The organism is Pseudomonas sp. SIMBA_068 (assembly GCF_046534705.1).
Classification (GTDB): Bacteria; Pseudomonadota; Gammaproteobacteria; order Pseudomonadales; family Pseudomonadaceae; genus Aquipseudomonas; species Aquipseudomonas putida.
On the sequence record NZ_JAWRYI010000004.1, the window covers coordinates 152,342 to 175,175 of the forward strand.

General features: G+C 61.7%; 24 protein-coding genes and 1 other RNA gene. 18 read left to right on the forward strand and 7 right to left on the reverse strand.

The window, feature by feature from the left end:
- Window positions 1-15: 15 nt before the first annotated feature.
- Entirely contained in the window at window positions 16-1,365 is a 1,350-nt protein-coding gene (locus tag SB756_RS12330) for a tryptophan--tRNA ligase (RefSeq protein ID WP_341796721.1), read from the forward strand.
- An 84-nt stretch (window positions 1,366-1,449) separates the two neighbouring features.
- On the forward strand, window positions 1,450-2,544 hold the full coding sequence (gene zapE, locus SB756_RS12335; RefSeq protein WP_016498030.1) for a cell division protein ZapE: 1,095 nt from the start codon (window positions 1,450-1,452) through the stop codon (window positions 2,542-2,544).
- 32 nt (window positions 2,545-2,576) lie between these two features.
- Here the strand turns inward: zapE and SB756_RS12340 are convergent, their stop codons facing one another.
- Together SB756_RS12340 and SB756_RS12345 are read right to left on the reverse strand one after the other, a co-directional pair.
- A complete protein-coding gene (locus SB756_RS12340; RefSeq protein WP_341798924.1) occupies window positions 2,577-3,497 on the reverse strand; it encodes a GlxA family transcriptional regulator in 921 nt (306 codons plus the stop codon).
- 189 nt (window positions 3,498-3,686) lie between these two features.
- The gene (locus tag SB756_RS12345) at window positions 3,687-4,727 is read right to left on the reverse strand and encodes an NADP(H)-dependent aldo-keto reductase (RefSeq protein ID WP_341796720.1); all 1,041 of its coding nucleotides are present in this window, start codon (window positions 4,725-4,727) and stop codon (window positions 3,687-3,689) included.
- A 258-nt stretch (window positions 4,728-4,985) separates the two neighbouring features.
- On the opposite strand from SB756_RS12345, the gene rplM reads away from it, so the two are divergent.
- The 7 genes from rplM (at window position 4,986) to SB756_RS12380 (ending at window position 9,847) form a co-directional block, all read left to right on the forward strand.
- Window positions 4,986-5,414, forward strand: coding sequence for a 50S ribosomal protein L13 (gene rplM / locus SB756_RS12350; protein ID WP_003251819.1), 429 nt, complete (start codon window positions 4,986-4,988; stop codon window positions 5,412-5,414).
- Between the two features lie 14 nt (window positions 5,415-5,428).
- A complete protein-coding gene (rpsI, locus tag SB756_RS12355; protein ID WP_003260797.1) occupies window positions 5,429-5,821 on the forward strand; it encodes a 30S ribosomal protein S9 in 393 nt (130 codons plus the stop codon).
- Between the two features lie 262 nt (window positions 5,822-6,083).
- Window positions 6,084-6,677 (forward strand): ubiquinol-cytochrome c reductase iron-sulfur subunit, encoded by a 594-nt coding sequence (gene petA / locus SB756_RS12360; protein ID WP_016498033.1) that lies wholly within the window; start codon window positions 6,084-6,086, stop codon window positions 6,675-6,677.
- The gene (locus tag SB756_RS12365) at window positions 6,677-7,888 is read left to right on the forward strand and encodes a cytochrome b (RefSeq protein ID WP_003251825.1); all 1,212 of its coding nucleotides are present in this window, start codon (window positions 6,677-6,679) and stop codon (window positions 7,886-7,888) included. The genes petA and SB756_RS12365 overlap by 1 nt, the downstream gene beginning before the upstream one ends.
- Window positions 7,888-8,667 carry a cytochrome c1 gene (locus SB756_RS12370; RefSeq protein ID WP_341796719.1) on the forward strand — a complete coding sequence of 260 codons (780 nt, stop codon included), beginning with the start codon at window positions 7,888-7,890 and terminating at the stop codon, window positions 8,665-8,667. Before SB756_RS12365 ends, SB756_RS12370 begins: the two co-directional genes overlap by 1 nt.
- Before the next feature lie 117 nt (window positions 8,668-8,784).
- A complete protein-coding gene (locus SB756_RS12375; RefSeq protein WP_016498035.1) occupies window positions 8,785-9,408 on the forward strand; it encodes a glutathione S-transferase N-terminal domain-containing protein in 624 nt (207 codons plus the stop codon).
- A gap of 10 nt (window positions 9,409-9,418) precedes the next feature.
- Complete coding sequence (locus SB756_RS12380; RefSeq protein WP_258653920.1) at window positions 9,419-9,847, forward strand: ClpXP protease specificity-enhancing factor; 429 nt, start codon at window positions 9,419-9,421, stop codon at window positions 9,845-9,847.
- A 48-nt stretch (window positions 9,848-9,895) separates the two neighbouring features.
- Here SB756_RS12380 and SB756_RS12385 read toward each other — a convergent pair whose 3' ends face one another.
- The 5 genes from SB756_RS12385 to SB756_RS12405 form a co-directional block, all read right to left on the reverse strand.
- The gene (locus SB756_RS12385; protein ID WP_016488976.1) at window positions 9,896-10,114 is read right to left on the reverse strand and encodes a YgdI/YgdR family lipoprotein; all 219 of its coding nucleotides are present in this window, start codon (window positions 10,112-10,114) and stop codon (window positions 9,896-9,898) included.
- A gap of 100 nt (window positions 10,115-10,214) precedes the next feature.
- The gene (locus SB756_RS12390) at window positions 10,215-10,793 is read right to left on the reverse strand and encodes a BON domain-containing protein (protein ID WP_016498037.1); all 579 of its coding nucleotides are present in this window, start codon (window positions 10,791-10,793) and stop codon (window positions 10,215-10,217) included.
- Window positions 10,790-11,383 (reverse strand): phosphoheptose isomerase, encoded by a 594-nt coding sequence (locus SB756_RS12395; RefSeq protein ID WP_012274070.1) that lies wholly within the window; start codon window positions 11,381-11,383, stop codon window positions 10,790-10,792. The genes SB756_RS12390 and SB756_RS12395 overlap by 4 nt, the downstream gene beginning before the upstream one ends.
- Before the next feature lie 86 nt (window positions 11,384-11,469).
- Entirely contained in the window at window positions 11,470-11,841 is a 372-nt protein-coding gene (locus SB756_RS12400; RefSeq protein ID WP_341796717.1) for a YraN family protein, read from the reverse strand.
- Entirely contained in the window at window positions 11,841-13,658 is a 1,818-nt protein-coding gene (locus SB756_RS12405; protein WP_410910905.1) for a penicillin-binding protein activator, read from the reverse strand. Before SB756_RS12405 ends, SB756_RS12400 begins: the two co-directional genes overlap by 1 nt.
- Window positions 13,659-13,844: 186 nt before the next feature.
- On the opposite strand from SB756_RS12405, the gene rsmI reads away from it, so the two are divergent.
- The 9 genes from rsmI (at window position 13,845) to mraY (ending at window position 22,830) form a co-directional block, all read left to right on the forward strand.
- On the forward strand, window positions 13,845-14,720 hold the full coding sequence (rsmI, locus tag SB756_RS12410) for a 16S rRNA (cytidine(1402)-2'-O)-methyltransferase (protein ID WP_341796715.1): 876 nt from the start codon (window positions 13,845-13,847) through the stop codon (window positions 14,718-14,720).
- A gap of 67 nt (window positions 14,721-14,787) precedes the next feature.
- An RNA gene (rnpB, locus tag SB756_RS12415) (RNase P RNA component class A) lies at window positions 14,788-15,163 on the forward strand.
- A gap of 309 nt (window positions 15,164-15,472) precedes the next feature.
- Complete coding sequence (gene mraZ, locus SB756_RS12420; RefSeq protein ID WP_019439042.1) at window positions 15,473-15,928, forward strand: division/cell wall cluster transcriptional repressor MraZ; 456 nt, start codon at window positions 15,473-15,475, stop codon at window positions 15,926-15,928.
- Complete coding sequence (gene rsmH, locus SB756_RS12425; protein WP_016488970.1) at window positions 15,925-16,872, forward strand: 16S rRNA (cytosine(1402)-N(4))-methyltransferase RsmH; 948 nt, start codon at window positions 15,925-15,927, stop codon at window positions 16,870-16,872. Before mraZ ends, rsmH begins: the two co-directional genes overlap by 4 nt.
- Window positions 16,869-17,162: a cell division protein FtsL gene (gene ftsL / locus SB756_RS12430; protein ID WP_063422309.1), complete on the forward strand. Its 294-nt coding sequence runs from the start codon at window positions 16,869-16,871 to the stop codon at window positions 17,160-17,162. Before rsmH ends, ftsL begins: the two co-directional genes overlap by 4 nt.
- Window positions 17,162-18,901 carry a peptidoglycan D,D-transpeptidase FtsI family protein gene (locus tag SB756_RS12435; RefSeq protein ID WP_162471779.1) on the forward strand — a complete coding sequence of 580 codons (1,740 nt, stop codon included), beginning with the start codon at window positions 17,162-17,164 and terminating at the stop codon, window positions 18,899-18,901. The genes ftsL and SB756_RS12435 overlap by 1 nt, the downstream gene beginning before the upstream one ends.
- Entirely contained in the window at window positions 18,898-20,388 is a 1,491-nt protein-coding gene (locus tag SB756_RS12440) for a UDP-N-acetylmuramoyl-L-alanyl-D-glutamate--2,6-diaminopimelate ligase (RefSeq protein WP_410910906.1), read from the forward strand. The genes SB756_RS12435 and SB756_RS12440 overlap by 4 nt, the downstream gene beginning before the upstream one ends.
- Window positions 20,381-21,748 (forward strand): UDP-N-acetylmuramoyl-tripeptide--D-alanyl-D-alanine ligase, encoded by a 1,368-nt coding sequence (locus SB756_RS12445; protein WP_341796713.1) that lies wholly within the window; start codon window positions 20,381-20,383, stop codon window positions 21,746-21,748. Before SB756_RS12440 ends, SB756_RS12445 begins: the two co-directional genes overlap by 8 nt.
- Entirely contained in the window at window positions 21,748-22,830 is a 1,083-nt protein-coding gene (gene mraY, locus SB756_RS12450) for a phospho-N-acetylmuramoyl-pentapeptide-transferase (protein WP_016498046.1), read from the forward strand. The genes SB756_RS12445 and mraY overlap by 1 nt, the downstream gene beginning before the upstream one ends.
- Window positions 22,831-22,834 lie beyond the last annotated feature (4 nt).

Consider the following 22,834-nt stretch of genomic DNA (forward strand, 5'->3'; position numbering starts at 1 on the left):
AATAAGCGAACACCCATGACCACGCGCATTCTTACCGGTATCACCACCACCGGCACTCCGCACCTGGGCAACTACGCCGGCGCCATTCGCCCTGCGATCCGTGCCAGCCAGCAGCCCGGTGCCGACTCGTTCTACTTCCTGGCCGACTACCACGCCTTGATCAAGTGCGACGACCCGCTGCGTATCCAGCGTTCGCGCCTGGAGATAGCCGCCACCTGGCTGGCTGGTGGCCTGGACCCGGACAAGGTGACCTTCTACCGCCAGTCCGACATCCCGGAAATCCCCGAGCTGACCTGGCTGCTGACCTGCGTTGCCGCCAAGGGCCTGCTGAACCGCGCGCATGCCTACAAGGCCTCGGTGGACAAGAACGTCGAGAACGGCGAAGACCCGGACGCCGGCGTGACCATGGGCCTGTTCAGCTACCCGGTACTGATGGCCGCCGACATCCTGATGTTCAACGCCCACAAGGTGCCGGTCGGCCGTGACCAGATCCAGCACGTGGAAATGGCCCGCGACATCGGCCAGCGCTTCAACCACCTGTTCGGCCAGGGCCGGGACTTCTTCGCCCTGCCGGAGGCTGTGATCGAGGAAAGCGTGGCCACGTTGCCAGGCCTGGACGGGCGCAAGATGTCCAAGAGCTATGACAACACCATCCCGTTGTTTACCAGCGCCAAGGACATGAAGGACGCCATCTCGCGCATCGTCACTGACTCGCGCGCGCCAGGCGAAGCGAAAGATCCGGACAATTCGCACCTGTTCACCCTGTACCAGGCCTTCTCGACGCCGCAGCAATGCGCCGAATTCCGCGAAGAGCTGCTGCAGGGCCTGGGCTGGGGCGATGCCAAGCAGCGCCTGTTCCAGCTGCTGGATGGCCAATTGGCCGAAAAACGCGAGTACTACCACCAGTTGATCGCCCGCCCGGCGGACCTGGAAGACATCCTGCTGGCCGGCGCCGCCAAGGCACGCAAGATTGCCACGCCGTTCCTCGAGCAACTGCGCGAAGCCGTTGGCCTGCGTTCGTTCCGTAGCGGTGTGCAAGCCGGCACCGAGGTGAAGAAGAAGGCCGCCAAGAGCGCACGCTTCGTCAGCTTCCGCGACGAAGACGGCAGCTTCCGCTTCCGCCTGCTGGCCGCTGACGGCGAGCAACTGCTGCTGTCGCGCAGCTTCGCCGACGGCAAGAGCGCCGGCGCCGTGAGCAAGCAGCTTCAGCAGGGTGGCGAGGCTGATGTACGGGTCGAAGGCTTGAGCTTCGGCCTGTGGCTCAATGGCGAGCAGGTTGCCGACGGGCCGCAGTTCGACAGCGCCCAAGCCCGTGATGCGGCCATTCAAAGCCTGCGTGATGCCCTGGCACCACAGCAGGACTGAGGCATATTGACGCAAGTCTGATTGCCATTAAGCGGGCCTGTCGCTACAGTGACGGCCCGTTTTTTGTTGCCTCGCTAACGAATCATGACTCCCTTAGAACGCTATCAAGCAGATCTGAAACGTCCCGACTTCTTCCATGACGCGGCGCAGGAAACTGCGGTGCGTCACCTGCAGCGCCTGTACGACGACCTGGTACAGGCGCAGAACAACAAGCCGGGCGTGTTTGGCAAGCTGTTCGGCAAGAAGGAGCAGACCCCGGTCAAGGGCCTGTACTTCTGGGGTGGGGTAGGGCGAGGCAAGACCTACCTGGTCGATACCTTCTACGAAGCGCTGCCGTTCAAGCAGAAGATGCGTACGCACTTCCACCGCTTCATGAAGCGTGTGCACGAGGAAATGAAAACCCTCAAGGGCGAGAAGAACCCGCTGACCATCATCGCCAAGCGCTTCAGCGACGAAGCCAGGGTGATCTGCTTCGACGAATTCTTCGTGTCGGACATTACCGACGCCATGATCCTCGGCACCCTGATGGAAGAGCTGTTCAAGAACGGCGTGTCGCTTGTAGCCACCTCCAACATCGTGCCGGACGGCCTGTACAAGGACGGCCTGCAACGCGCACGCTTCCTGCCTGCCATTGCCATGATCAAGCAGTTCACCGACGTGGTGAACGTTGACAGTGGGGTCGACTACCGCCTGCGTCACCTGGAGCAGGCCGAACTGTTCCACTACCCGCTCAACGATGCGGCGCACCAGAGCATGCGCGCCAGCTTCAAGGCGCTGACGCCTGAGTGCACCCAGGCGGTCGAGAACGATGTGCTGATGATCGAGAACCGTCCGATCAATGCCCTGCGCACCTGTGACGATGTCGCCTGGTTCGACTTCCGCGCCCTGTGCGATGGGCCGCGCAGCCAGAACGACTACATCGAACTGGGCAAGATCTTCCACGCCGTGCTGTTGAGCAATGTGGAGCAGATGGGTGTCGCCACCGACGACATCGCCCGTCGTTTCATCAACATGGTGGACGAGTTCTACGACCGCAACGTCAAGCTGATCATCTCGGCCGAGGTGGAGCTCAAAGACCTGTACACCGGCGGGCGCCTGAGCTTCGAGTTCCAGCGCACCCTGAGCCGGTTGCTGGAGATGCAGTCGCACGAATTCCTGTCGCGCGCGCACAAGCCATAAGAACCTGGGGCTGCAAAGCAGCCCCATGGCGCTCAAGCCTCTTGCATGAACTGCTGCCGATACTGGTTCGGCGACAGCTCGGTGTGCTGACGGAAAAGCCGCGCAAAGAAACTGGCATCGTCATAGCCAACTTCGTAGCTGATGGTCTTGATGCTCTTGCGCGTGCTCGACAGCAACCCCTTGGCGGTCTCGATCCGCAGCCGTTGCAGGTAGTGCAGCGGCTTGTCACCTGTCGCGCCCTGGAAGCGGCGCATGAAGTTGCGGATGCTCATGCCGTGGTTGCGGGCCACATCCTCGAAGCGGAACTTGTCGGCGAAGTGTTCCTCCAGCCAATGCTGGATCTGCAGAATGATCAGGTCCTGATGCAGCTTCTGCCCGCCAAAGCCCATGCGCCCCGGGGTGTAGTTGCGCTGCACTTCGTAGAGGATGTCGCGGGCCGCGGCGCGGGCCACATTGGCGCCGCAGAAGCGCTCGATCAGGTAGATGTACAGGTCGCAGGCCGAAGTGGCGCCGCCGGCGCAATAGATATTGTCGGCGTCGGTCAGGTGCTTGTCCTGGTTCAGCCGGATCTTCGGAAAGCGTTCGGCAAAGCTGGTGAAGAAGCGCCAGTAGGTCGTCGCCTCCTTGCCATCGAGCAGGCCGGATTCGGCGAGCCAGAACACACCACTGGCCTCGGCGCACAGCACCGCACCGCGGGCATGCTGTTCACGCAGCCATGGCAGCACCTGTGGGTAACGTTGCAGGAGGTTGTCGAAATCGTCCCAGTAGGCCGGGAGGATGATCACATCGGCGTCGTCCAGGCCGCCGTCGACCGGTAGCTGAACATTACTGAAGCTGTCCACGGGCTGGCCGTCGGGGCTCACCAGGTGGATCTCGAACATGGGCTGCAAGCCCAGGCCCAGCTGCTTGCTGTAACGCAGGCTGGCGAGATGGAAGAAATCCTTGGCCTGCATCAAGGTCGAAGCAAACACCTTGTCAATGGCCAGGATGCTGACGCGCCGCAGCGACGCGGAGGGTTGGGTAAACATCATTGTCATTGTTCTTATAGGGTAGAGTGGTCAATCACCGGCTGGATCGTCTTATTTTTTGGCGATTGTGTCTACCCCGTGTAACAGCGGGGCCGCGAAGCGGCCCCTTTCAGCTCAAGGCGCCGGGTTCGGCTGCTCCTGGTGAATCGCCTCGATTGCTGCCAGCAACTCATCGCTCAGGCTCAGGTCAAGGCTCGCCAGGTTGCTGTCCAGCTGCTGCAGGCTGGTCGCGCCAATGATGTTGCTGGTCACGAACGGCTGCCGGGTGACGAACGCCAGGGCCATCTGCGCCGGGTCCAGGCCGTGCTCGCGGGCCAGTTGCACGTACCGGCTGCAGGCTGCCACGGTCTGCGGGTTTGAATAGCGGGCAAAGCGGCTGAACAGGGTCAGGCGCGCGTTGCCCGGCCGTGCGCCGTTCTCGTACTTGCCCGAGAGCATGCCGAACGCCAGCGGCGAATAGGCCAGCAGGCCGCACTGCTCACGGATGGCCACTTCCGCCAGGCCCACCTCGAAGCTGCGGTTTAGCAGGTTGTACGGGTTCTGGATCGATACCGCCCGCGGCCAGCCTCGGCTTTCGGCCAGTTGCAGGAACTTCATGGTGCCCCACGGCGTTTCGTTGGACAGGCCGATGTGGCGGATCTTGCCCGCCCGCACCTGCTCGTCGAGTACTTCGAGGGTTTCTTCCAGCGGAGTGAAGTGGTCCTGGGGCAGGTGCTGGTAGCCCAGCTTGCCGAAGAAGTTGGTGCTGCGTTCCGGCCAGTGCAGCTGGTACAGGTCGATACGGTCGGTCTGCAGGCGCTTCAGGCTCTCCTCCAGGGCCGCGACGATGTGCTGGCGGTTGTGCTTGAGCTGGCCGTCGCGGATGTGGCTGATGCCGTTGCCAGGGCCTGCAACCTTGCTGGCCAGCACCCAGTCGTCGCGATCACCGTTGTCACGGAACCAGTTGCCGATGATGCGCTCGGTGGCTGCGTAGGTTTCCGGGCGGGGCGGCACCGGGTACATCTCGGCGGTGTCGATGAAGTTGATCCCGGCGGCCTTGGCCCGGGCAATCTGTTCGAAGGCTTCGGCCTGAACGTTCTGTTCGCCCCAGGTCATGGTGCCCAGGCACAGGGCGCTGACATTGAGGTCGGTACGGCCGAGCTGGCGGTATTCCATCGGTTAGACACTCCTTGGCAATAGATACCTATCAAAGCAGGTTGAAATTTTTCTCGCAATCTGGATAATTCAGCCCCTCTCCGCGTGGCGGAAGTGATGCACCATCACGCAGGAAGAACCCCGTCGAACATTGGCGTGCCCGACCCGAGCCCCCAAAAGCGTCTGTGTTCGGCTGCGCGCTTGCTCTTGGCAACGTGTGCACTATCCAGTAAGATTCGCCGTCTATTTTTCGCTGGGCGGCCTCTGAGGCTTTAGAGAATGAAAACTTTTACTGCTAAACCGGAAACAGTAAAGCGCGAGTGGTTCGTAGTCGACGCCGCTGGCCAGACCCTGGGTCGTCTGGCTACTGAAATCGCTACCCGTCTGCGTGGCAAACACAAACCAGAATACACCCCTCACGTTGACACCGGCGACTACATCGTCGTTATCAACGCCGAGCAGGTTCGTGTGACTGGTGCCAAGTCTTCCGACAAAATGTACTACTCCCACTCCGGCTTCCCGGGCGGTATCAAGGAAATCAACTTCGAGAAGTTGATCGCCAAGGCCCCTGAGCGTGTTATCGAAACCGCGGTCAAAGGCATGCTGCCTAAGAACCCGCTGGGTCGCGACATGTACCGCAAGCTGAAAGTGTACGCGGGTGCTGCTCACCCACACACTGCTCAGCAGCCTCAAGAACTGAAGATCTAACGGGATAGTTCATTATGTCGGCGACTCAAAATTACGGCACTGGCCGTCGCAAGACCGCAACCGCTCGCGTATTCCTGCGTCCGGGTACTGGTAACATCTCCATCAACAACCGTTCTCTGGACGTGTTCTTCGGTCGCGAAACCGCTCGCATGGTTGTTCGCCAGCCACTCGAGCTGACCGAAACCGTTGAGAAGTTCGACATCTACGTCACCGTTTCCGGTGGTGGTGTCAGCGGTCAAGCCGGTGCGATCCGTCACGGTATCACCCGCGCTCTGATGGAATACGACGAAACCCTGCGTGGCGCTCTGCGTCGTGCTGGCTACGTCACCCGCGACGCTCGTGAAGTCGAGCGTAAGAAAGTGGGTCTGCGTAAAGCGCGTAAGCGTCCTCAGTACTCCAAGCGTTAATACCGCTTCGGCAGTCGAAAAAAGCCCGGTTCCTTGGAACCGGGCTTTTTTTTTGGCTTGAACTAACCTGTCAGCATGTCAGTGGCCGCTTGTCGCATAGACGCAGATCAAGCAAAGCGCGGGTTGTCGCCCATGTCGGGGTAATCACCTTGTCAGTGTGTGGATTTGTTTCTTACCATGACGGCCAAATTTTAGTGCCATTGACACAACCTAAGTACGAGCCTGATTCAACAGGCCAAGCAAGCTGATGGGAGAGGACTGAATGAGCAATGACGGCGTCAACGCAGGCCGGCGCCGCTTCCTCGTAGCCGCGACATCCGTGGTCGGGGCGGCGGGGGCAGTGGGGGCTGCGGTACCGTTCGTGGGGTCATGGTTTCCCAGTGCCAAGGCGAAAGCCGCGGGTGCACCGGTGAAGGTCAATATCGCCAAGGTCGAGGCCGGGCAGCAGATGGTGGCCGAATGGCGTGGTCAGCCGGTATTCATCGTGCGGCGAACGCAGGAAATCCTCGGCAACCTGAAAAAAATCACGGGTGACCTGTCTGATCCCGAGTCCAAGGCCTCGGTGCAGCCGACCTACGTCGACCCTGAGGTTCGCTCGATCAAGCCGGAAATCCTCATTCTCGTCGGCCTGTGCACGCATCTGGGCTGTTCGCCCACCTTCCGCCCGGAAGTTGCGCCTGCTGACCTTGGTCCGAAGTGGGTGGGTGGCTATTTCTGCCCGTGCCACGGTTCCCACTACGACCTGGCTGGCCGTGTCTACAAGTCGCAGCCGGCACCTCTCAACCTGCCAGTGCCGCCGCACTCTTACGAGACGGACGACATCATTGTCATCGGCGTCGATCAGGAGAACGCATGATGAGCAAGTTCATGGACTGGATTGATGCTCGCTTCCCCGCCACCAAGATGTGGGAAGACCACCTGAGCAAGTATTACGCGCCCAAGAACTTCAACTTCCTGTACTTCTTCGGCTCCCTGGCATTGTTGGTGCTGGTCAATCAGATCGTCACCGGTGTGTGGCTGACCATGAGCTTCACGCCCTCGGCGGAAGAGGCGTTCGCCTCGGTCGAGTACATCATGCGTGACGTGGAATACGGCTGGATCCTGCGCTACCTGCACTCCACCGGTGCGTCTGCGTTCTTCATCGTGGTCTACCTGCACATGTTCCGCGGCCTGCTCTATGGCTCCTACCAGAAGCCGCGCGAGCTGGTCTGGCTTTTCGGCATGCTGATCTACCTGGCGCTGATGGCCGAAGCCTTCATGGGCTACCTGCTGCCGTGGGGCCAGATGTCGTACTGGGGTGCCCAGGTGATCATCTCGCTGTTCGGTGCCATTCCGGTGATCGGTGACGATCTCACCCAGTGGATCCGTGGTGACTACCTGATTTCGGGCATCACCCTGAACCGCTTCTTCGCCCTGCATGTGGTCGCCCTGCCAATCGTGATTCTTGGCCTGGTAGTGCTGCACATTCTTGCCCTGCACGAAGTGGGTTCGAACAACCCCGATGGTGTCGATATCAAGAAGAAAAAGGACGAAAACGGCATTCCGCTGGACGGCATTCCGTTCCACCCGTACTACACCGTCAAGGATATCGTCGGCGTGGTGGTGTTCCTCTTCGTGTTCTGCGCCGTGGTGTTCTTCTTCCCGGAAATGGGCGGTTACTTCCTGGAAAAACCGAACTTTGAGCAGGCCAACGCCTTCAAGACGCCTGAGCACATCGCACCGGTGTGGTACTTCACACCGTTCTACGCAATCTTGCGGGCGGTGCCTGACAAGCTGATGGGCGTCATTGCCATGGGCGCGGCCATCGCCGTGCTGTTCGTACTGCCCTGGCTCGACCGCAGCCCGGTGCGTTCCATGCGTTACAAGGGCTGGATCAGCAAGGTCTTCCTGCTGGTGTTCTGCGTGGCCTTCGTCATCCTCGGCGTGCTGGGCGTACTGGCGCCGACACCTGGGCGTACCTTGCTGTCGCAGGTGTGCACGGTGTTGTACTTCGCCTACTTCCTGCTAATGCCGTTCTACACAAGGCTTGAGAAGACCAAACCGGTTCCGGAAAGGGTGACTGGCTGATGAAAAAGTTTATTGCAGTATTTTTGCTGGCAGTGATGCCTGCCTTTTCCTTCGCTGCCGAACACGGCCTGGAGCTGGACAAGGCCGATATCGACCTGACCGACAAGGCCGCCATGCAGGACGGTGCGCGCACCTTTGCCAACTATTGCATGGGCTGCCACAGTGCCAAGTTCCAGCGTTACGAGCGGGTGGCCGATGACCTGGGTATCCCCCACGAGCTGATGCTCGAAAAGCTGGTGTTCACCGGTGCCAAGATCGGTGACCACATGCAGATCGGCATGAAGCCCAGTGACGCCAAGACCTGGTTCGGTGCCGCGCCGCCCGACCTGACCCTGGTCGCCCGTGTGCGGGGTACCGACTGGCTGTACACCTATCTGCGCAGCTTCTACGAGGACCCATCGCGGCCTTACGGGGTGAACAACAAGGTGTTCCCGAACGTGGGCATGCCTAACGTGCTGGTTGGCTTGCAGGGTAACCAGGTGATTGGCTGCAAGCAGGTGCAGACGGTAATCGATGGCAAGAAGCAATTCGACCCGTTGACCGGCAGCCCGATCACCCACGAAGCCTGTGACCAGCTGACCATCACGCCGAAATCCGGTACCCTGACCACCGAGCAGTTCGACGAGAAGGTCAAGAACCTGGTGACCTTCCTGGCCTATTCGGCCAACCCGGTCAAACTGGAAAGCCAGCGCATTGGTACCTACGTGTTGCTGTACCTGGCTTTCTTCTTCGTATTCGCCTATTTGCTCAAGCGTGAATACTGGAAGGACGTGCACTGATCACGCAGTAGTTTCTGGTTGTTGAACGCGCCTGGGGCGCCCTGGCAGTTTTGCCAGGGGGCCCCAGGCGCGTTTTCATTTACAGTTGTACAAGCATCCCGTGCGAGGAGCCGCTACATGGGCGCAACCAACAGGTTAGCCTGCTATTCCGATCCCGCTGATCACTATTCTCATCGGGTACGCCTTGTGCTGGCCGAGAAGGGTGTCAGCGTGCAGGTCATCGATGTCGACCCCAGTCGCCTGCCGGCCAAGCTGGCCGAGGTAAATCCTTACGGCAGTGTGCCGACCTTGGTCGACCGTGACCTGGCGTTGTATGAGTCGACCGTGGTGATGGAATACCTCGAGGAGCGTTACCCGCACCCGCCGCTGATGCCGGTGTACCCGGTTGCACGGGGTAACAGCCGTTTGCTGATGCACCGCATCCAGCGCGACTGGTGTGCCCTGGCCGACACCGTGCTGGACTCGCGCAGCACCGAGGCAGCCCGTGTCGAGGCGCGCAAGGCCCTGCGCGAAAGCCTCACCGGCGTCTCGCCATTGTTCGGTGAGTACGCCTGTTTCATGAGTGAGGATCAAAGCCTGGTCGATTGTTGTCTATTGCCCATACTCTGGCGCTTGCCAGTGTTGGGTATCGAATTGCCGCGGCAAGCCAAGCCGCTGCTGGATTACATGGAGCGGCAGTTTGCCCGCGAGCCTTTCCTGGCGAGCCTGTCCTCCGTAGAACGTGAAATGCGCAAGCTTTAAGGAGCTGTTGATGAACTCCAGTCGCCCCTATCTGGTTCGAGCACTGTATGAGTGGATCGTCGACAACGATTGCACGCCCCATATGCTGGTCAATGCCGAATACCCGAAAGTGCAGGTGCCGGATGGTTTCGCCAGTGATGGCCAGATCGTCCTGAATATTTCGCCAAGTGCCGTGCGCAGTCTGCACATGGATAACGACGCGGTCAGCTTCGAGGGCCGCTTCAGTGGCGTGGCCCATTCGCTGTTTGTGCCGGTTGGCGCCATCCTGGGTATTTATGCCCGCGAAAATGGCCAGGGCATGGTCTTCGAACTGGAGTCATCGATGGATGGCGACGAGCTGGAAGACGATGATGTACAGCCGGACGACGATGGCCCGCCAGAAGGTGGGGGCCAACCGCCGCGCCCAAGTGGTCGGCCAAGCCTGAAAGTGGTCAAGTAACAAAAAAGGCGATCCAACCGGATCGCCTTTTTCTTTGCCGACTTCGGGTTACAGGTCGCTGATAGTGCGTACCTGGTCCTTGTTGATGCGGGTGCGCTTGCCATCGAGTTGCTGGAACTCGTAGAAGCCTGCGTCGCGGTCGTACTTCGGTGCGTCGACAGCCTGGATTTCACGGCCATCGTTGAGGGTGATCAGGCTTGGGGTGGAGCAGCCGGCCAGGGTGGCGAAGGTGCCGATCAGCAGGGCAGGCAGCAGAAGCTTTTTCATGCGGTGTTTCCTGGGTTTCTGAAAGGTGGGGCATTGTTGTTGCTTGTACTGGCCCTTTCGCGGGTAAACCCGCGAAGAGGCCGGTGCAGACAGCAATGAATCAGTCGATGTACTCGAACAGCTTGACGATCTTCTGCACGCCCGACACGCCCTGCACCACTGCGGTGGCCGAGTTGGCCTCCTTTTGTGTTACCAGGCCGAGCAGGTAGACGATACCGTTCTCGGTGATCACCTTGATGCGCGAGCTTGGCACGGCACTGTCACCCAGCATCTGGGTCTTGATCTTGGTGGTCAGCCAGGCGTCGTTGTTGCGTGCCAGGATGGAGGAGGGCTGCATCACCTGCAGCTCGTTGTGCACTTTCTTGACGCGCTGTACCTGGCCGGCGGTCTGCTCGGCGAGGCTCTTGAGGTCGGCGCGTGGGGTTTGGCCGGCCAGCAGGACGATGCCGTTGTAGCTGCTGACAACAATGTGCGAGCCCTTGTCCAGGTCAGGGCTGGCCTTGGAAATGTTCACCGAGGCCTTGGTCTCGATCAGCGAATCGTCGATCTTGCTGCCAATGGTGCGCGTACCGCGATCGTCTTCGATCGGCGAATTGCGGGTAGAGGTGAGTACCGAGCTGCAACCGGTGACGCTCAGGCACAGGGTCAGGGCCATCAGGCCGAGGCGCATAGGGGTCATTCTTCACTCCCGAACAGTTGGCTGTCGATCAGATCGCACAGGCAGTGGATCGCCAGCAGGTGGACTTCCTGGATGCGTGCGGTAACCGTCGAAGGTACGCGGATTTCCACGTCTTCGGGCAGCAGCAGTGAAGCCATGCCGCCGCCGTCGCGGCCAGTCAATGCTACGACAATCATTTCGCGGTCGTGTGCAGCCTGGATCGCCTGGATCACGTTGGCCGAATTGCCGCTGGTAGAGATCGCCAGCAGAACGTCGCCGGGCTGGCCCAGGGCGCGAATCTGCTTGGAAAAGACTTCGTTGTAGCTGTAGTCGTTGGCGATCGAGGTCAGGGTCGAGCTGTCGGTGGTCAGCGCGATGGCTGGCAGGCTCGGGCGCTCGCGCTCGAAACGGTTGAGCAGTTCCGACGAAAAGTGCTGGGCATCACCGGCCGAGCCGCCGTTGCCACAGGCGAGCATCTTGCCCTCGTTGAGCAGCGCATTGACCATGACCAGGCTGGCCTGCTCGATGTGCGGTGCCAGGATGTCCATTGCCTGTTGCTTGGTATCGATGCTGGCCTGGAACAGCCGGCGAATTCGGGATTGCATGTCCATCTGGTGACCTTAAGTGGGGCGGTGGCCTTTGCTGCGCGCATCAACGACCAGCCCGCGAAACATAGAGCAAAAAAAACGAAGTGGGTTCAGCATTCGAAGGCGTTTTTCAGCCATTGAAGCGGTTTGCCTGCATGGTGGCTGCCCTGCAGGGCGACTACGTCGAAGCGGCAGGGGTGGTTGCCCCAGTGGGGCGCCTTCTGCAGGTACAGGCTGGCGGCGAGCACCAGCCGTTTCTGCTTGCGCCCGTCGATGCTTTCGAGGGCGCCACCGAAGCACGCGTGCAACCGGTAGCGGACTTCGACGAATACTACTGTATCGGCGTCAAGCATGACCAGATCAAGCTCACCGCCTTTGCATCGCCAATTGCGCGCCAGCAGCTGCAGGCCCTGCCCTTGAAGGTACTCAAGGGCCTGGGTTTCTGCTGCTTGCCCGGCGCTGGTGGGCGACGCTGTTGCCATCAGCGTGCGGTGTCAGGCAGGCGCTTGACCTGGCCGCCGGCGAACTCGGCCCATGGCAGCTGGCGCTCGATACGCTGGTTGGCGTTGATGCTCAGGCTGCCCGAAAGGCCCTGGACGCGGTTGTCCGGCAGCGCTTTCAGCTGGCCCAGGCGCGGCGCCAGGCTGTAGGCATCGACGCCCATGGCGTACAGGCGGCCAAGGCTGCCAGCGGCCTGCGGCCATTGCTGTACCACCTGCTGGCGCAGGCTGTTGCTGGTGTCGAGCAGCCACGGCGTTTCGCAGAAGCGGATGCCGTTCATGTCGTTGTACTGGTTGACGTCACCGCTGGCGCTGTACAGGTTCGAGGTGGCGTATACCGGTACGTCACCGGCGTACTGGAAGTTCAGGGTCGGCTTGATCTGCTGGGCCTGTTGCGGGGTCGAGGCCAGGAAGATGAAATCGATATCCTGGCGGCGCGACGGTTGTGCGGCAATGCTGCCGCCTACCGTGCTTTGCAGGCTCTTGGCGCGGCCTTCGCTCTGGCGCAGCTGGAACAGGTCGGCGATCTGCTGGGCCAGGGCAACCGGCTGGGCGATGCGCTCGGCGGCGAGCAGGGTGCCGCCATTGCCTTCCCAGTCCTGGCGGAAGGCGGCCAGCACGCGGTCACCCCATTCGCCACTCGGCACCAGAGCCACGGCGCGGACCATGCCGTCGGCGCGGGCGCGGCGGGCTACTTCGCGCGCTTCGTCTTCGGCAGCCAGGCCGAACTGGAACAGTTGCGGCGGGGCCTTTTGACCGGCGTCGGCGTAATTCAGGGCCAGGGTGGTGATCGGCAGTTGTGGTTTGGCGGCGAGTTGTTTGACCAGTGGCTTTTCAAGCGGGCCGATGACCAGTTGCACGCCGGCGGCCTGGGCCTGGCTGTAGAAATCGTCGAGCGAGCCGATGCGCGAGCTGTCGAACACCTGCACCGCAGGCGCTGGCTGACCGGCTTGCTGGGCCTGGAAGTGGGCGGCCATGAAGCCGTCACGCAGGGCGCGGGCAACACCGGCCAGCGGGCCTTCCTGGGGCAGCAGCAGGGCAATTTTGGTCAGTGGCTGGCTGGCCAGTTCCTTGAGCTTGGTCAGTGCCTGCGGCAGTTGCTGGGCAGCAGGGTGGTCCGGGTGCTGTTTGACCCAGGTGTCGATGGCCGCTTGCTGCTGTTCCAGGGTGCCGGCGCTTTTCACGGCGAAGGCCAGGCTGGTCCAGCCGGCCAGGGTCTGGTCGTTGGCGGGCTGCTGCAGTTGTTCTGCCGGCAACGAGGCGACCAAGGCCCAGATAGCGTCATTGTTGGCGCTGGCAGCCTGGCCGCTGAGCAGCGGGGCCAGCAGCACGCGCTGTTGCGCGGCAGCCAGGGCCTGGCCGTCGGCTTCCAGGGCGGCGGCGTGCACGTTGTAGGTGCGCGCTTGCTGCTCTGCCGGCAGCTCGGGTACTCGTTGCAGGCTGGGGTGAGCCAGGGCGGTGAGGGCCGCCTTGGGCTGGTTGCGGCTCATGGCCAGCTCAGCCGCGAGGGTGCTGGCGAACACTTGCTGGGCCGGCTTGAGCGTGTCCAGCGGGACTTGCTCAAGAATGCGTGCGGCGCGTGGGAAATCCTTCTGCTTGTAGGCCAGGTCGGCCGCGCTCAGGCGCAGCAGTGCGGCGTCTTCCGCAGACTTGCTGGAAGCGGCCTTTTCGAGCAGTTGCTCGATGCTGGCGTCCGGGGTGCGCGGCAGTTCGCCCAGGCTGGATGAGGGCGAGCTGGCGCAAGCTGCCAGCAGGGCAGCGAGGCAGAGGGCTGTGAGCAGCCGCAGGCAAGCGATCATGTAAAGGTCCTGTTACTCGATCAAGTTGGCCGGCAATTGTACCCAAGCACTGGCCGGGGCGCGATGTTGCTGTGCTGATCCTTCACTATAGGTGGCTTGCAGCTGATCGCCGGCGAAGTTCTTTGCGCCCTGTTGCAGGCGCTCGGGCTACAATGGCGCCTTTGATCCGAATGACAGGTGTGCGCAGTGACTGATGTGGCAGGGGCTTCGAAATCCACGGTGGGGACGCTGTATGTGGTGGCAACCCCCATCGGCAACCTCGACGACATGAGCGCCCGGGCGCTGAAGGTGCTGGCGGATGTGGCGCTGATCGCTGCCGAAGACACCCGCCATTCGATCCGCCTGCTGCAACACTTTGGCATCGACACGCCGCTGGCGGCCTGTCATGAACACAACGAGCGTGACGAGGGCGGGCGTTTTCTCACCAAGCTGCTGGCTGGCGAGAACGTGGCGCTGGTTTCCGATGCCGGCACACCGCTGATTTCCGACCCGGGCTACCACCTGGTGCGCCAGGCGCGGGCTGCGGGGGTGAGCGTGGTGCCGGTGCCGGGCGCCTGCGCCTTGATCGCTGCACTGTCGGCGGCCGGCTTGCCGTCGGACCGCTTCATCTTCGAAGGCTTCCTGCCGGCCAAGCAGGCAGGGCGCCGGGCGCGCCTCGAGCAGGTGAAGGAAGAGCCGCGTACGCTGATCTTCTATGAAGCCCCGCACCGTATCCTCGAATGCCTTGAAGACATGGAGCTGGTATTTGGTGGCGAACGCCCGGCACTGCTGGCCCGTGAACTGACCAAGACCTTCGAGACCCTCAAGGGCCTGCCGCTGGCCGAACTGCGCGCGTTCGTTGCTGGCGACAGCAACCAGCAGCGCGGTGAATGCGTAGTACTGGTGGGCGGCTGGAGCGCGCCGGAAGGCGAGCAGGCCATCAGTGGCGAGGCCCAGCGAGTGCTCGACCTGCTATTGGCCGAGTTGCCACTGAAGCGGGCGGCGGCGCTGGCGGCGGAAATTACCGGGGTGCGCAAGAACCTTTTGTATCAACTTGCCCTGGAAAAGCAGAAAGCCGAATAGTGGCAGTTTGATATAAATGCCGGTATTGCTTGTTCTTGTGCGCGCGTGCCGGTAACCTTGGCGGCGGAGAGTCGATCGGACAGTCGCTGCCTGTTTTCGTTCCGCAACTTTTTGTTGTGTGAGCAGCAGGGGGAGGAAAGTCCGGGCTCCATAGGGCAGAGTGCCAGGTAACGCCTGGGAGGCGCGAGCCTACGGAAAGTGCCACAGAAAATAACCGCCTAAGCACTTCGGTGCCGGTAAGGGTGAAAAGGTGCGGTAAGAGCGCACCGCACGGCTGGCAACAGTTCGTGGCTAGGTAAACCCCACTCGGAGCAAGACCAAATAGGGTTCCATCAGGCGTGGCCCGCGTCGGAACCGGGTAGGTTGCTAGAGGCGTCCAGTGATGGCCGTCGTAGAGGAATGACTGTCCTCGACAAAACCCGGCTTACAGATCGACTCTCCACCTTTTCCTCCCCTGCTTGATTCGATAGCAGATCCTCTCTGGTAATACCGAAAAAATCTTACTCTTCATAAATCACTTTAACTTCGAACTCCATTTGCTTGCGTGGGTTTGATTTTTCTCGTGTTTTCTTCTCCTTGGTAATCGTTCCACATTCCCTTATCGCGCTAAATCTCGGTCCTGTAAGGCTTTTCCTTATGAACGTGCCTTGACGGTGCTGCGGGCGGATTCCTATAGTGTGCGCAAGTGGCAGAAAGTGGGATGAAGTGGGTTTTCTGGCACAAAAAAGCTAATATTGTGGGGAATCGCAGCCGTGTTCCGCGGAGCCAACGCCGTCAGCCTCGATGCCAAGGGACGTCTCGCCATGCCGAGCCGGTACCGTGACGAGCTCGATTCGCGTTGCAATGGCCAGCTGATCGTGACCATTGACGCCGTTGACCCCTGCTTGTGCGTATACCCCCTCGATGAGTGGGAACAGATAGAAGCCAAGTTGCGAGCCTTGCCATCGTTGCGTGAGGAAAACCGCCGTCTGCAGCGTTTGCTGATCGGTAATGCGGTTGACCTGGAGCTCGATGGCAGTGGGCGTTTCCTGGTGCCGCCCCGCCTGCGTGAGTACGCCAAGCTCGACAAGAAGGCGATGCTGGTGGGGCAACTGAACAAATTCCAGCTGTGGGATGAAGATGCCTGGAACACGGTTTCGGCAGCCGACCTTGCAGCTATTCAACAACCGGGCGCCATGCCCGACGAATTGCGTGACCTGATCCTGTGACCATAGATAGCGGCTTCAACCACATTACCGTCCTGCTCGACGAAGCTGTCGAGGCATTGGCCCTGCGCGCCGACGGTTGCTATCTGGACGGCACCTTCGGCCGTGGCGGACACAGCCGGCTGATTCTCAGCAAGCTCGGGCCGCAAGGGCGGCTGCTGGGCTTCGACAAAGATCCACAGGCGATTGCCACGGGGCAAGCGCTGGCGGCCGAAGACGGCCGCTTTGTCATTGTGCAGCGCAGCTTTGCCGAGCTGGGCGCGGAAGTGGCCGAGCGCGGCCTGCACGGCAAGGTCAGCGGTGTGCTGCTGGACCTGGGCGTGTCCTCGCCGCAACTGGATGACCCCGAGCGTGGCTTCAGCTTCCTCAATGATGGCCCGCTGGACATGCGCATGAACCCGGACCAGGGCATCAGTGCCGCCGAGTTCATCGCCACGGCGCCTGTCGAAGAAATTGCCCGCGTCTTCAAGGAGTACGGTGAAGAGCGCTTCTCCGGCCGCATGGCGCGTGCCGTGGTCGAGCGCCGCGAAAAGGAGCCGTTCACCCGCACTGCCGACCTGGCTGAAGTGCTGAAGGTTGCCAACCCTGCCTGGGAAAAAGGCAAGAACCCGGCTACCCGTGCCTTCCAGGGGCTGCGGATCCATGTCAACAACGAACTGGGTGACCTGGAGGCTGGCCTTGAGGCCGCACTCGATGCGCTCGAGGTCGGTGGTCGCCTGGCAGTGATCAGTTTCCACTCTCTCGAGGACCGTATCGTCAAGCTGTTCATGCGCAAGCTGGTCAAGGGCGAGGCCGACAACCTGCCCCGTAACCTGCCGGTACAGCACAAGGTCTTCGAGCCGAAAATCAAGCTCATCGGCAAGGCCCAGTTCGCCTCCGAAGCCGAGCTCAAGGCCAACCCGCGGTCGCGTAGCGCCGTGATGCGTGTGGCGGAGAAGCTGCGGTGAGCAGGCTTTTCGCCAAGCCATTGCCAGGCGGAAGCTTCCTGATGCTTCTGCTGTTTGTCGGCGTGCTGGTTTCGGCCGTCGCCGTGTCCTACAGCGCGCACTGGAACCGTCAGTTGCTCAACACCCTTTACGGGGAGTTGAACGAGCGTGACAAGGCCCAGGCCGAGTGGGGCCGGCTGATTCTGGAACAGAGCACCTGGACCGCCGCCAGCCGTATCGAAAACCTGGCTTCCGAGCAGTTGAAGATGCGCGTGCCTTCGGCTGACGAAGTGCGGATGGTGGCGCCATGATGAAGCTCGAAGGCGCACTCTACCCGTGGCGCTTCCGCGTGGTGATCGGCTTGCTGGCAATCATGGTGGGTGCCATCTGCTGGCGCATCATCGACCTGCAGGTGGTCGACCGTGACTTCCTCAAGGGGCAGGGCGATGCGCGCAGCCTGCGTCATATTCCTATCCCGGCGCACCGCGGCCTGATTACCGACCGCAACGGTGAGCCATTGGCCGTGAGTACCCCGGTCACTACCCTGTGGGCCAACCCCAAAGAAATGCAGGCGTCCAAAGACCGCTGGCCACAGCTGGCTGCAGCGTTGGGGCAAAACCCGCAGCAACTGGTCGAGCGCCTGACCGCGCAGGCCAGCAAGGAGTTCATCTACCTGGTCCGCGGCCTGACCCCGGAGCAGGGCCAGCACGTACTCGACCTGAAGGTGCCAGGTGTATACGGCCTGGAAGAATTCCGCCGCTTCTATCCGGCCGGTGATGTCACTGCGCACATGGTTGGTTTCACCGACCTCGACGACCACGGTCGTGAAGGGGTGGAACTGGCCTATGACGAGTGGCTGGCCGGCGTGCCCGGCAAGCGCCAGGTGATCAAGGACCGGCGTGGCAGGCTGATCAAGGACATCCAGGTAACCAAGAACGCCAAGGCCGGCAAGACCTTGGCGTTGTCGATAGACCTGCGCCTGCAATACCTGGCTACCCGCGAGCTGCGCAACGCCATTGCCGAACAGGACGCCAAGGCCGGCAGCCTGGTGATCATGGACGTCAAGACCGGTGAAGTTCTGGCCATGGTCAACCAGCCAACCTACAACCCGAACAACCGCCGCAGCATGTTCCCGGCAGCGATGCGCAACCGGGCGATCATCGACGTGTTCGAGCCCGGTTCCACGGTCAAGCCGATTTCCATGAGTGCGGCACTGCAAAGCGGCCGCTGGAAGCCGACCGACAAGGTCGAGGTTTACCCGGGCAGCCTGCAGATCGGCCGCTACACCATCAAGGATGTGTCGCGCAGCGAGGGCCCGATCCTCGACCTGACCGGCATCCTGATCAACTCCAGTAACGTCGGCATGAGCAAGATCGCCTTCGACATCGGCGGCGAGGCCATCTACCGGGTTATGTCCCAAGTCGGCCTGGGCCAGTACACCGGCCTTGGTTTCCCGGGGGAGCGTGTCGGTAACCTGCCTAACCACCGCGAGTGGCGCAAGGCCGAGACCGCGACCCTTTCCTATGGCTACGGCCTGTCGGTGACTGCCCTGCAACTGGTGCATGCCTACGCGGCGCTGGCCAACGACGGCAAGATGGTGCCGCTGTCGATCATCAAGGTGGACAAGGCGCCGGAAGCCGTGCAGGCCATTCCGAAAGAAACCGCCGAAACCGTTCAGGGCATGCTGCAGCAGGTGATTGAAGCGCCGCGTGGCGTGTTCCGTGCCCAGGTGCCGTTCTATCACGTGGCCGGCAAGTCCGGTACCGCGCGTAAAGCCACCGTGGGTTCCAAGGGTTACACCGAAAACGCCTACCGCTCGCTGTTTGCAGGCTTCGGGCCAATGAGTGACCCGCGCTACGCCATCGTCGTGGTCATCGACGAGCCGGGCAAGGGTGGTTATTTCGGTGGCCTGGTTTCGGCGCCGGTCTTCAGCAAGGTCATGTCCGGCACCCTGCGTTTGATGAACGTGCCGCCAGACAACCTGCCGCCACCAGCACCCGCCGAACAGTCGCAAGTCAATGCAGCAGCCGCCAAGGGAGGGCGTGGATGATGACAATGCCATTAAGCAAACTTTTCGCTCACGCCAGCCGCGACCCGCTGATTCGTGAACTGACCCTGGACAGCCGCAATGTGCGCCCGGGCGATCTGTTCCTGGCCGTGCCGGGTGCCAAGGTCGATGGCCGCGAGCATATCGCCGATGCCTTGGCCCGTGGCGCTGCCGCCGTGGCCTATGAAGAGCATGGCGCCAACGTTCTGCCGTTGACCGATGTGCCGCTGATTCCGGTCAAGGGCCTGATCGCGCAGCTGTCGGACATCGCCGGGCGCTTCTATGGCGAGCCCAGCCGCCAGCTGAACCTGGTGGGCGTGACCGGTACCAACGGCAAGACCAGCGTCACCCAGTTGGTAGCCCAGGCGCTTGATGTGCTCGGCCAGCGCTGCGGCCTTATTGGCACTTTGGGTACCGGTTTCTACGGTGACCTGCAAAGTGGTCGGCTGACCACGCCAGACCCGATTGCCGTGCAGTCGACCCTTTACGACCTGAAAAAGCAGGGCGCCAAGGCCGTGGCCATGGAGGTTTCCTCCCACGCCCTGGAGCAGGGGCGTGTCGCCGCATTGGCGTTCGACATCGCGGTCATGACCAACCTGTCCCGTGATCACCTGGACTACCACGGCAGCATGCAAGCCTATGAGGCGGCCAAGGCCAAGCTGTTCGCCTGGCCGAACCTGCGTTGCCAGGTGGTCAACCTGGATGACGACTTTGGTCGTCGCCTGGCCGAAGACTTTGCTTGCCGCCCGAGTGTCGACCTTGTCGAGACCCGGCTGCTCAGCTACAGCCTGGAAAACCCGGAAGCCTCGCTGTTCTGCCGCGAAGCCGTGTTCACTGACGATGGCGTGCGCGCCACGCTGGTCACCGCCCAGGGTGAGCGCACCCTGCGCAGCCAGCTGCTGGGCCGCTTCAACCTGAGCAACATGCTGGCCGCCGTGGCAACCCTGCTGGCGCTGGATTACGCGCTGGACGAAATCCTGGAGGTCACCCCGCGACTGCAAGGGCCGGTAGGCCGCATGCAGCGCTTGGGTGGCGGCCAAAAGCCGCTGGTGGTGGTCGACTACGCACACACCCCGGACGCCCTGGAAAAAGTCCTTGAAGCCCTGCGCCCGCATGCTCACGGCAAGCTGTTGTGCCTGTTCGGCTGCGGCGGCGACCGTGACCGCGGCAAGCGCCCTTTGATGGCTGAAGTCGCCGAGCGCCTGGCCGACCGCGTGTTGGTCACCGACGACAACCCGCGCACGGAAGACCCGCTGCGCATCTTCGATGACATCCGCCCCGGTTTCACCAAGCCTGACGACGTCGAGTTCGTCGCCGGCCGTGGCGAAGCCATTGCGCACCTGATCGCCTCAGCCGCTGCCAACGATGTGATCGTGCTGGCCGGGAAGGGGCATGAGGATTACCAGGAGATCAATGGCGAGCGCCATGACTTCTCCGACCTGATCGAAGCCGAGAAGGCCCTTGAAGCCTGGGAGGCTCCACATGCTTAAGCCGATGACACTCAGCCAGCTGACCACAGCACTGAGTGGTCAACAAGTCGGTGCCGACGCCACCTTCACCGGCGTCAGCATCGACAGCCGCAGCGTCAGCACCGGGCAGCTGTTCGTCGCCTTGGCCGGCCCACGTTTCGATGGCCATGACTACCTGGCTGACGTTAAAGCCAAGGGCGCGGTTGCTGCGCTGGTCGAGCGTGAAGTGGCCGGTGTCGACCTGCCCCAACTGCTGGTCAAGGATTGCCGGGTAGCACTGGGTCAGCTCGGTGCCCTGAACCGCGCTGCTTTCGACAAGCCCGTAGTGGCCATTACCGGTTCCAGTGGCAAGACCACGGTGAAGGAAATGCTTGCCAGCATCCTGCGCACCCGTGGCCTGGTGCACGCCACCCGCGGCAACCTGAACAATGACCTCGGCGCACCGCTGACCCTGCTGGAAATCGCCCCGGAGCACAGCGTTGCGGTGATCGAGCTGGGTGCGTCGCGCATTGGTGAAATTCGCTACACCGTCGGCCTTACCCGGCCACAGGTGGTCATTATCAACAACGCCGGTACCGCCCATGTCGGCGAGTTCGGCGGCCCAGAAAAAATCGTCGAAGCCAAGGGCGAAATCCTCGAAGGCCTGGGCGAGGGCGGTACGGCCATTCTGAATCTGGACGACAAGGCTTTCGATACCTGGAAAGCCCGTGCCGGTGCGCACAAGGTCATCAGTTTCGCCCGCAGCGATATCAAGGCTGACTTCTACGCCAGCGACATTGGTCGCGATGCCCGTGGCTGCCCGTCGTTCACGCTGCATGGCGCCGGTGACTCGGTGGCTGTGCAACTCAACGTGCTGGGTGAGCACAACGTCAGCAACGCCCTGGCCGCCGCAGCCGCGGCCCATGCCGTTGGTCTGAGCCTGAGCGGCATCGCCGCCGGCCTGAATGCCGTGCAGCCGGTCAAGGGCCGCACCGTGGCGCAGATCGCGCCTAACGGCGTGCGGGTGATCGATGACAGTTACAACGCAAATCCCACCTCCATGTGCGCAGCCATTGATATACTCGCCGGCTTTTCCGGACGCACCGTCCTGGTGCTTGGGGATATCGGCGAATTAGGGCAATGGGCGGAAGAAGGCCACCGTCAGGTGGGTGACTACGCGCGTGGCAAGGTCGACGCCCTGTACGCAGTGGGTTCCAACATGACACATGCGGTCAAGGCGTTCGGCGCCAATGGCCGTCATTTCGCTACTCAAGCTGAGCTGATCGACGCGGTTAGCGCCGAAAATGCCAGCGATACCACTATCTTGATCAAGGGCTCGCGCAGCGCTGCGATGGAAAACGTCGTGGCGGCATTGTGCGGTGCCAGCGGGGAGAAACATTAATGCTGCTGCTGTTGGCCGAGTATCTGCAACAGTTCCACAAAGGCTTCGCGGTCTTCCAGTACCTGTCCCTGCGCGGGATCCTTGGTGTACTGACCGCGTTGTCCCTGGCGCTGTGGCTGGGGCCGTGGATGATCCGTACCCTGCAAATTCGCCAGATCGGCCAGGCCGTGCGTAACGACGGCCCGCAATCGCACCTGTCCAAGTCCGGCACCCCGACCATGGGTGGTGCTCTGATCCTGTCGGCCATCGCCATCAGCACACTGCTGTGGGCTGATCTGTCCAACCGCTATGTGTGGGTGGTGCTGATCGTTACCCTGGCATTCGGCGCGATCGGCTGGGTTGACGACTACCGCAAGGTGATCGAAAAGAACTCCCGTGGGCTGCCAAGCCGCTGGAAGTACTTCTGGCAGTCGGTGTTCGGCCTGGCTGCAGCCGTGTTCCTGTACAAGACCGCGCCGACCAGCGTCGAGACCACGCTGATCCTGCCGTTCATCAAGGATGTCACCATCCCGCTGGGCGTCGGCTTCGTCGTATTGACCTACTTCGTCATTGTCGGCTCCAGCAACGCGGTCAACCTTACCGATGGCCTCGACGGCCTGGCAATCATGCCGACGGTGATGGTCGGCGGCGCCCTGGGCATCTTCTGCTACCTGTCGGGTAACGTGAAGTTCGCCGAATACCTGCTGATCCCTTACGTACCGGGCTCGGGCGAGCTGATCGTGTTCTGCGGCGCGCTGATCGGTGCCGGCCTGGGCTTCCTGTGGTTCAACACCTACCCGGCACAAGTCTTCATGGGTGACGTCGGCGCGCTGGCGCTGGGCGCCGCGCTGGGCACCATCGCCGTGATCGTCCGCCAGGAAATCGTGCTGTTCATCATGGGCGGCATCTTCGTGGTGGAAACCTTGTCGGTGGTGATCCAGGTCGCCTCCTTCAAGCTGACCGGCAAGCGCGTGTTCCGCATGGCGCCGATCCACCACCATTTTGAACTCAAGGGCTGGCCAGAGCCTCGGGTGATCGTCCGCTTCTGGATCATCACCGTGATTCTGGTGCTGATTGGCCTTGCAACCCTGAAACTGAGGTAGATGA

Coding starts and splice junctions, on each gene's coding strand:
- SB756_RS12345 (WP_341796720.1), bottom strand. CDS start 4,727: ATGGAATACCGCCAGCTCGGCCGTACCGACCTCAATGTCAGCGCCCTG.
- zapE (WP_016498030.1), top strand. CDS start 1,450: ATGACTCCCTTAGAACGCTATCAAGCAGATCTGAAACGTCCCGACTTC.
- SB756_RS12440 (WP_410910906.1), top strand. CDS start 18,898: ATGATGACAATGCCATTAAGCAAACTTTTCGCTCACGCCAGCCGCGAC.
- SB756_RS12385 (WP_016488976.1), bottom strand. CDS start 10,114: ATGAAAAAGCTTCTGCTGCCTGCCCTGCTGATCGGCACCTTCGCCACC.
- SB756_RS12390 (WP_016498037.1), bottom strand. CDS start 10,793: ATGACCCCTATGCGCCTCGGCCTGATGGCCCTGACCCTGTGCCTGAGC.
- petA (WP_016498033.1), top strand. CDS start 6,084: ATGAGCAATGACGGCGTCAACGCAGGCCGGCGCCGCTTCCTCGTAGCC.
- SB756_RS12435 (WP_162471779.1), top strand. CDS start 17,162: ATGAAGCTCGAAGGCGCACTCTACCCGTGGCGCTTCCGCGTGGTGATC.
- SB756_RS12340 (WP_341798924.1), bottom strand. CDS start 3,497: ATGCAGGCCAAGGATTTCTTCCATCTCGCCAGCCTGCGTTACAGCAAG.
- SB756_RS12370 (WP_341796719.1), top strand. CDS start 7,888: ATGAAAAAGTTTATTGCAGTATTTTTGCTGGCAGTGATGCCTGCCTTT.
- SB756_RS12330 (WP_341796721.1), top strand. CDS start 16: ATGACCACGCGCATTCTTACCGGTATCACCACCACCGGCACTCCGCAC.
- SB756_RS12445 (WP_341796713.1), top strand. CDS start 20,381: ATGCTTAAGCCGATGACACTCAGCCAGCTGACCACAGCACTGAGTGGT.
- SB756_RS12405 (WP_410910905.1), bottom strand. CDS start 13,658: ATGATCGCTTGCCTGCGGCTGCTCACAGCCCTCTGCCTCGCTGCCCTG.
- rpsI (WP_003260797.1), top strand. CDS start 5,429: ATGTCGGCGACTCAAAATTACGGCACTGGCCGTCGCAAGACCGCAACC.
- rplM (WP_003251819.1), top strand. CDS start 4,986: ATGAAAACTTTTACTGCTAAACCGGAAACAGTAAAGCGCGAGTGGTTC.
- SB756_RS12395 (WP_012274070.1), bottom strand. CDS start 11,383: ATGGACATGCAATCCCGAATTCGCCGGCTGTTCCAGGCCAGCATCGAT.
- SB756_RS12375 (WP_016498035.1), top strand. CDS start 8,785: ATGGGCGCAACCAACAGGTTAGCCTGCTATTCCGATCCCGCTGATCAC.
- SB756_RS12365 (WP_003251825.1), top strand. CDS start 6,677: ATGAGCAAGTTCATGGACTGGATTGATGCTCGCTTCCCCGCCACCAAG.
- SB756_RS12380 (WP_258653920.1), top strand. CDS start 9,419: ATGAACTCCAGTCGCCCCTATCTGGTTCGAGCACTGTATGAGTGGATC.
- mraY (WP_016498046.1), top strand. CDS start 21,748: ATGCTGCTGCTGTTGGCCGAGTATCTGCAACAGTTCCACAAAGGCTTC.
- SB756_RS12400 (WP_341796717.1), bottom strand. CDS start 11,841: ATGGCAACAGCGTCGCCCACCAGCGCCGGGCAAGCAGCAGAAACCCAG.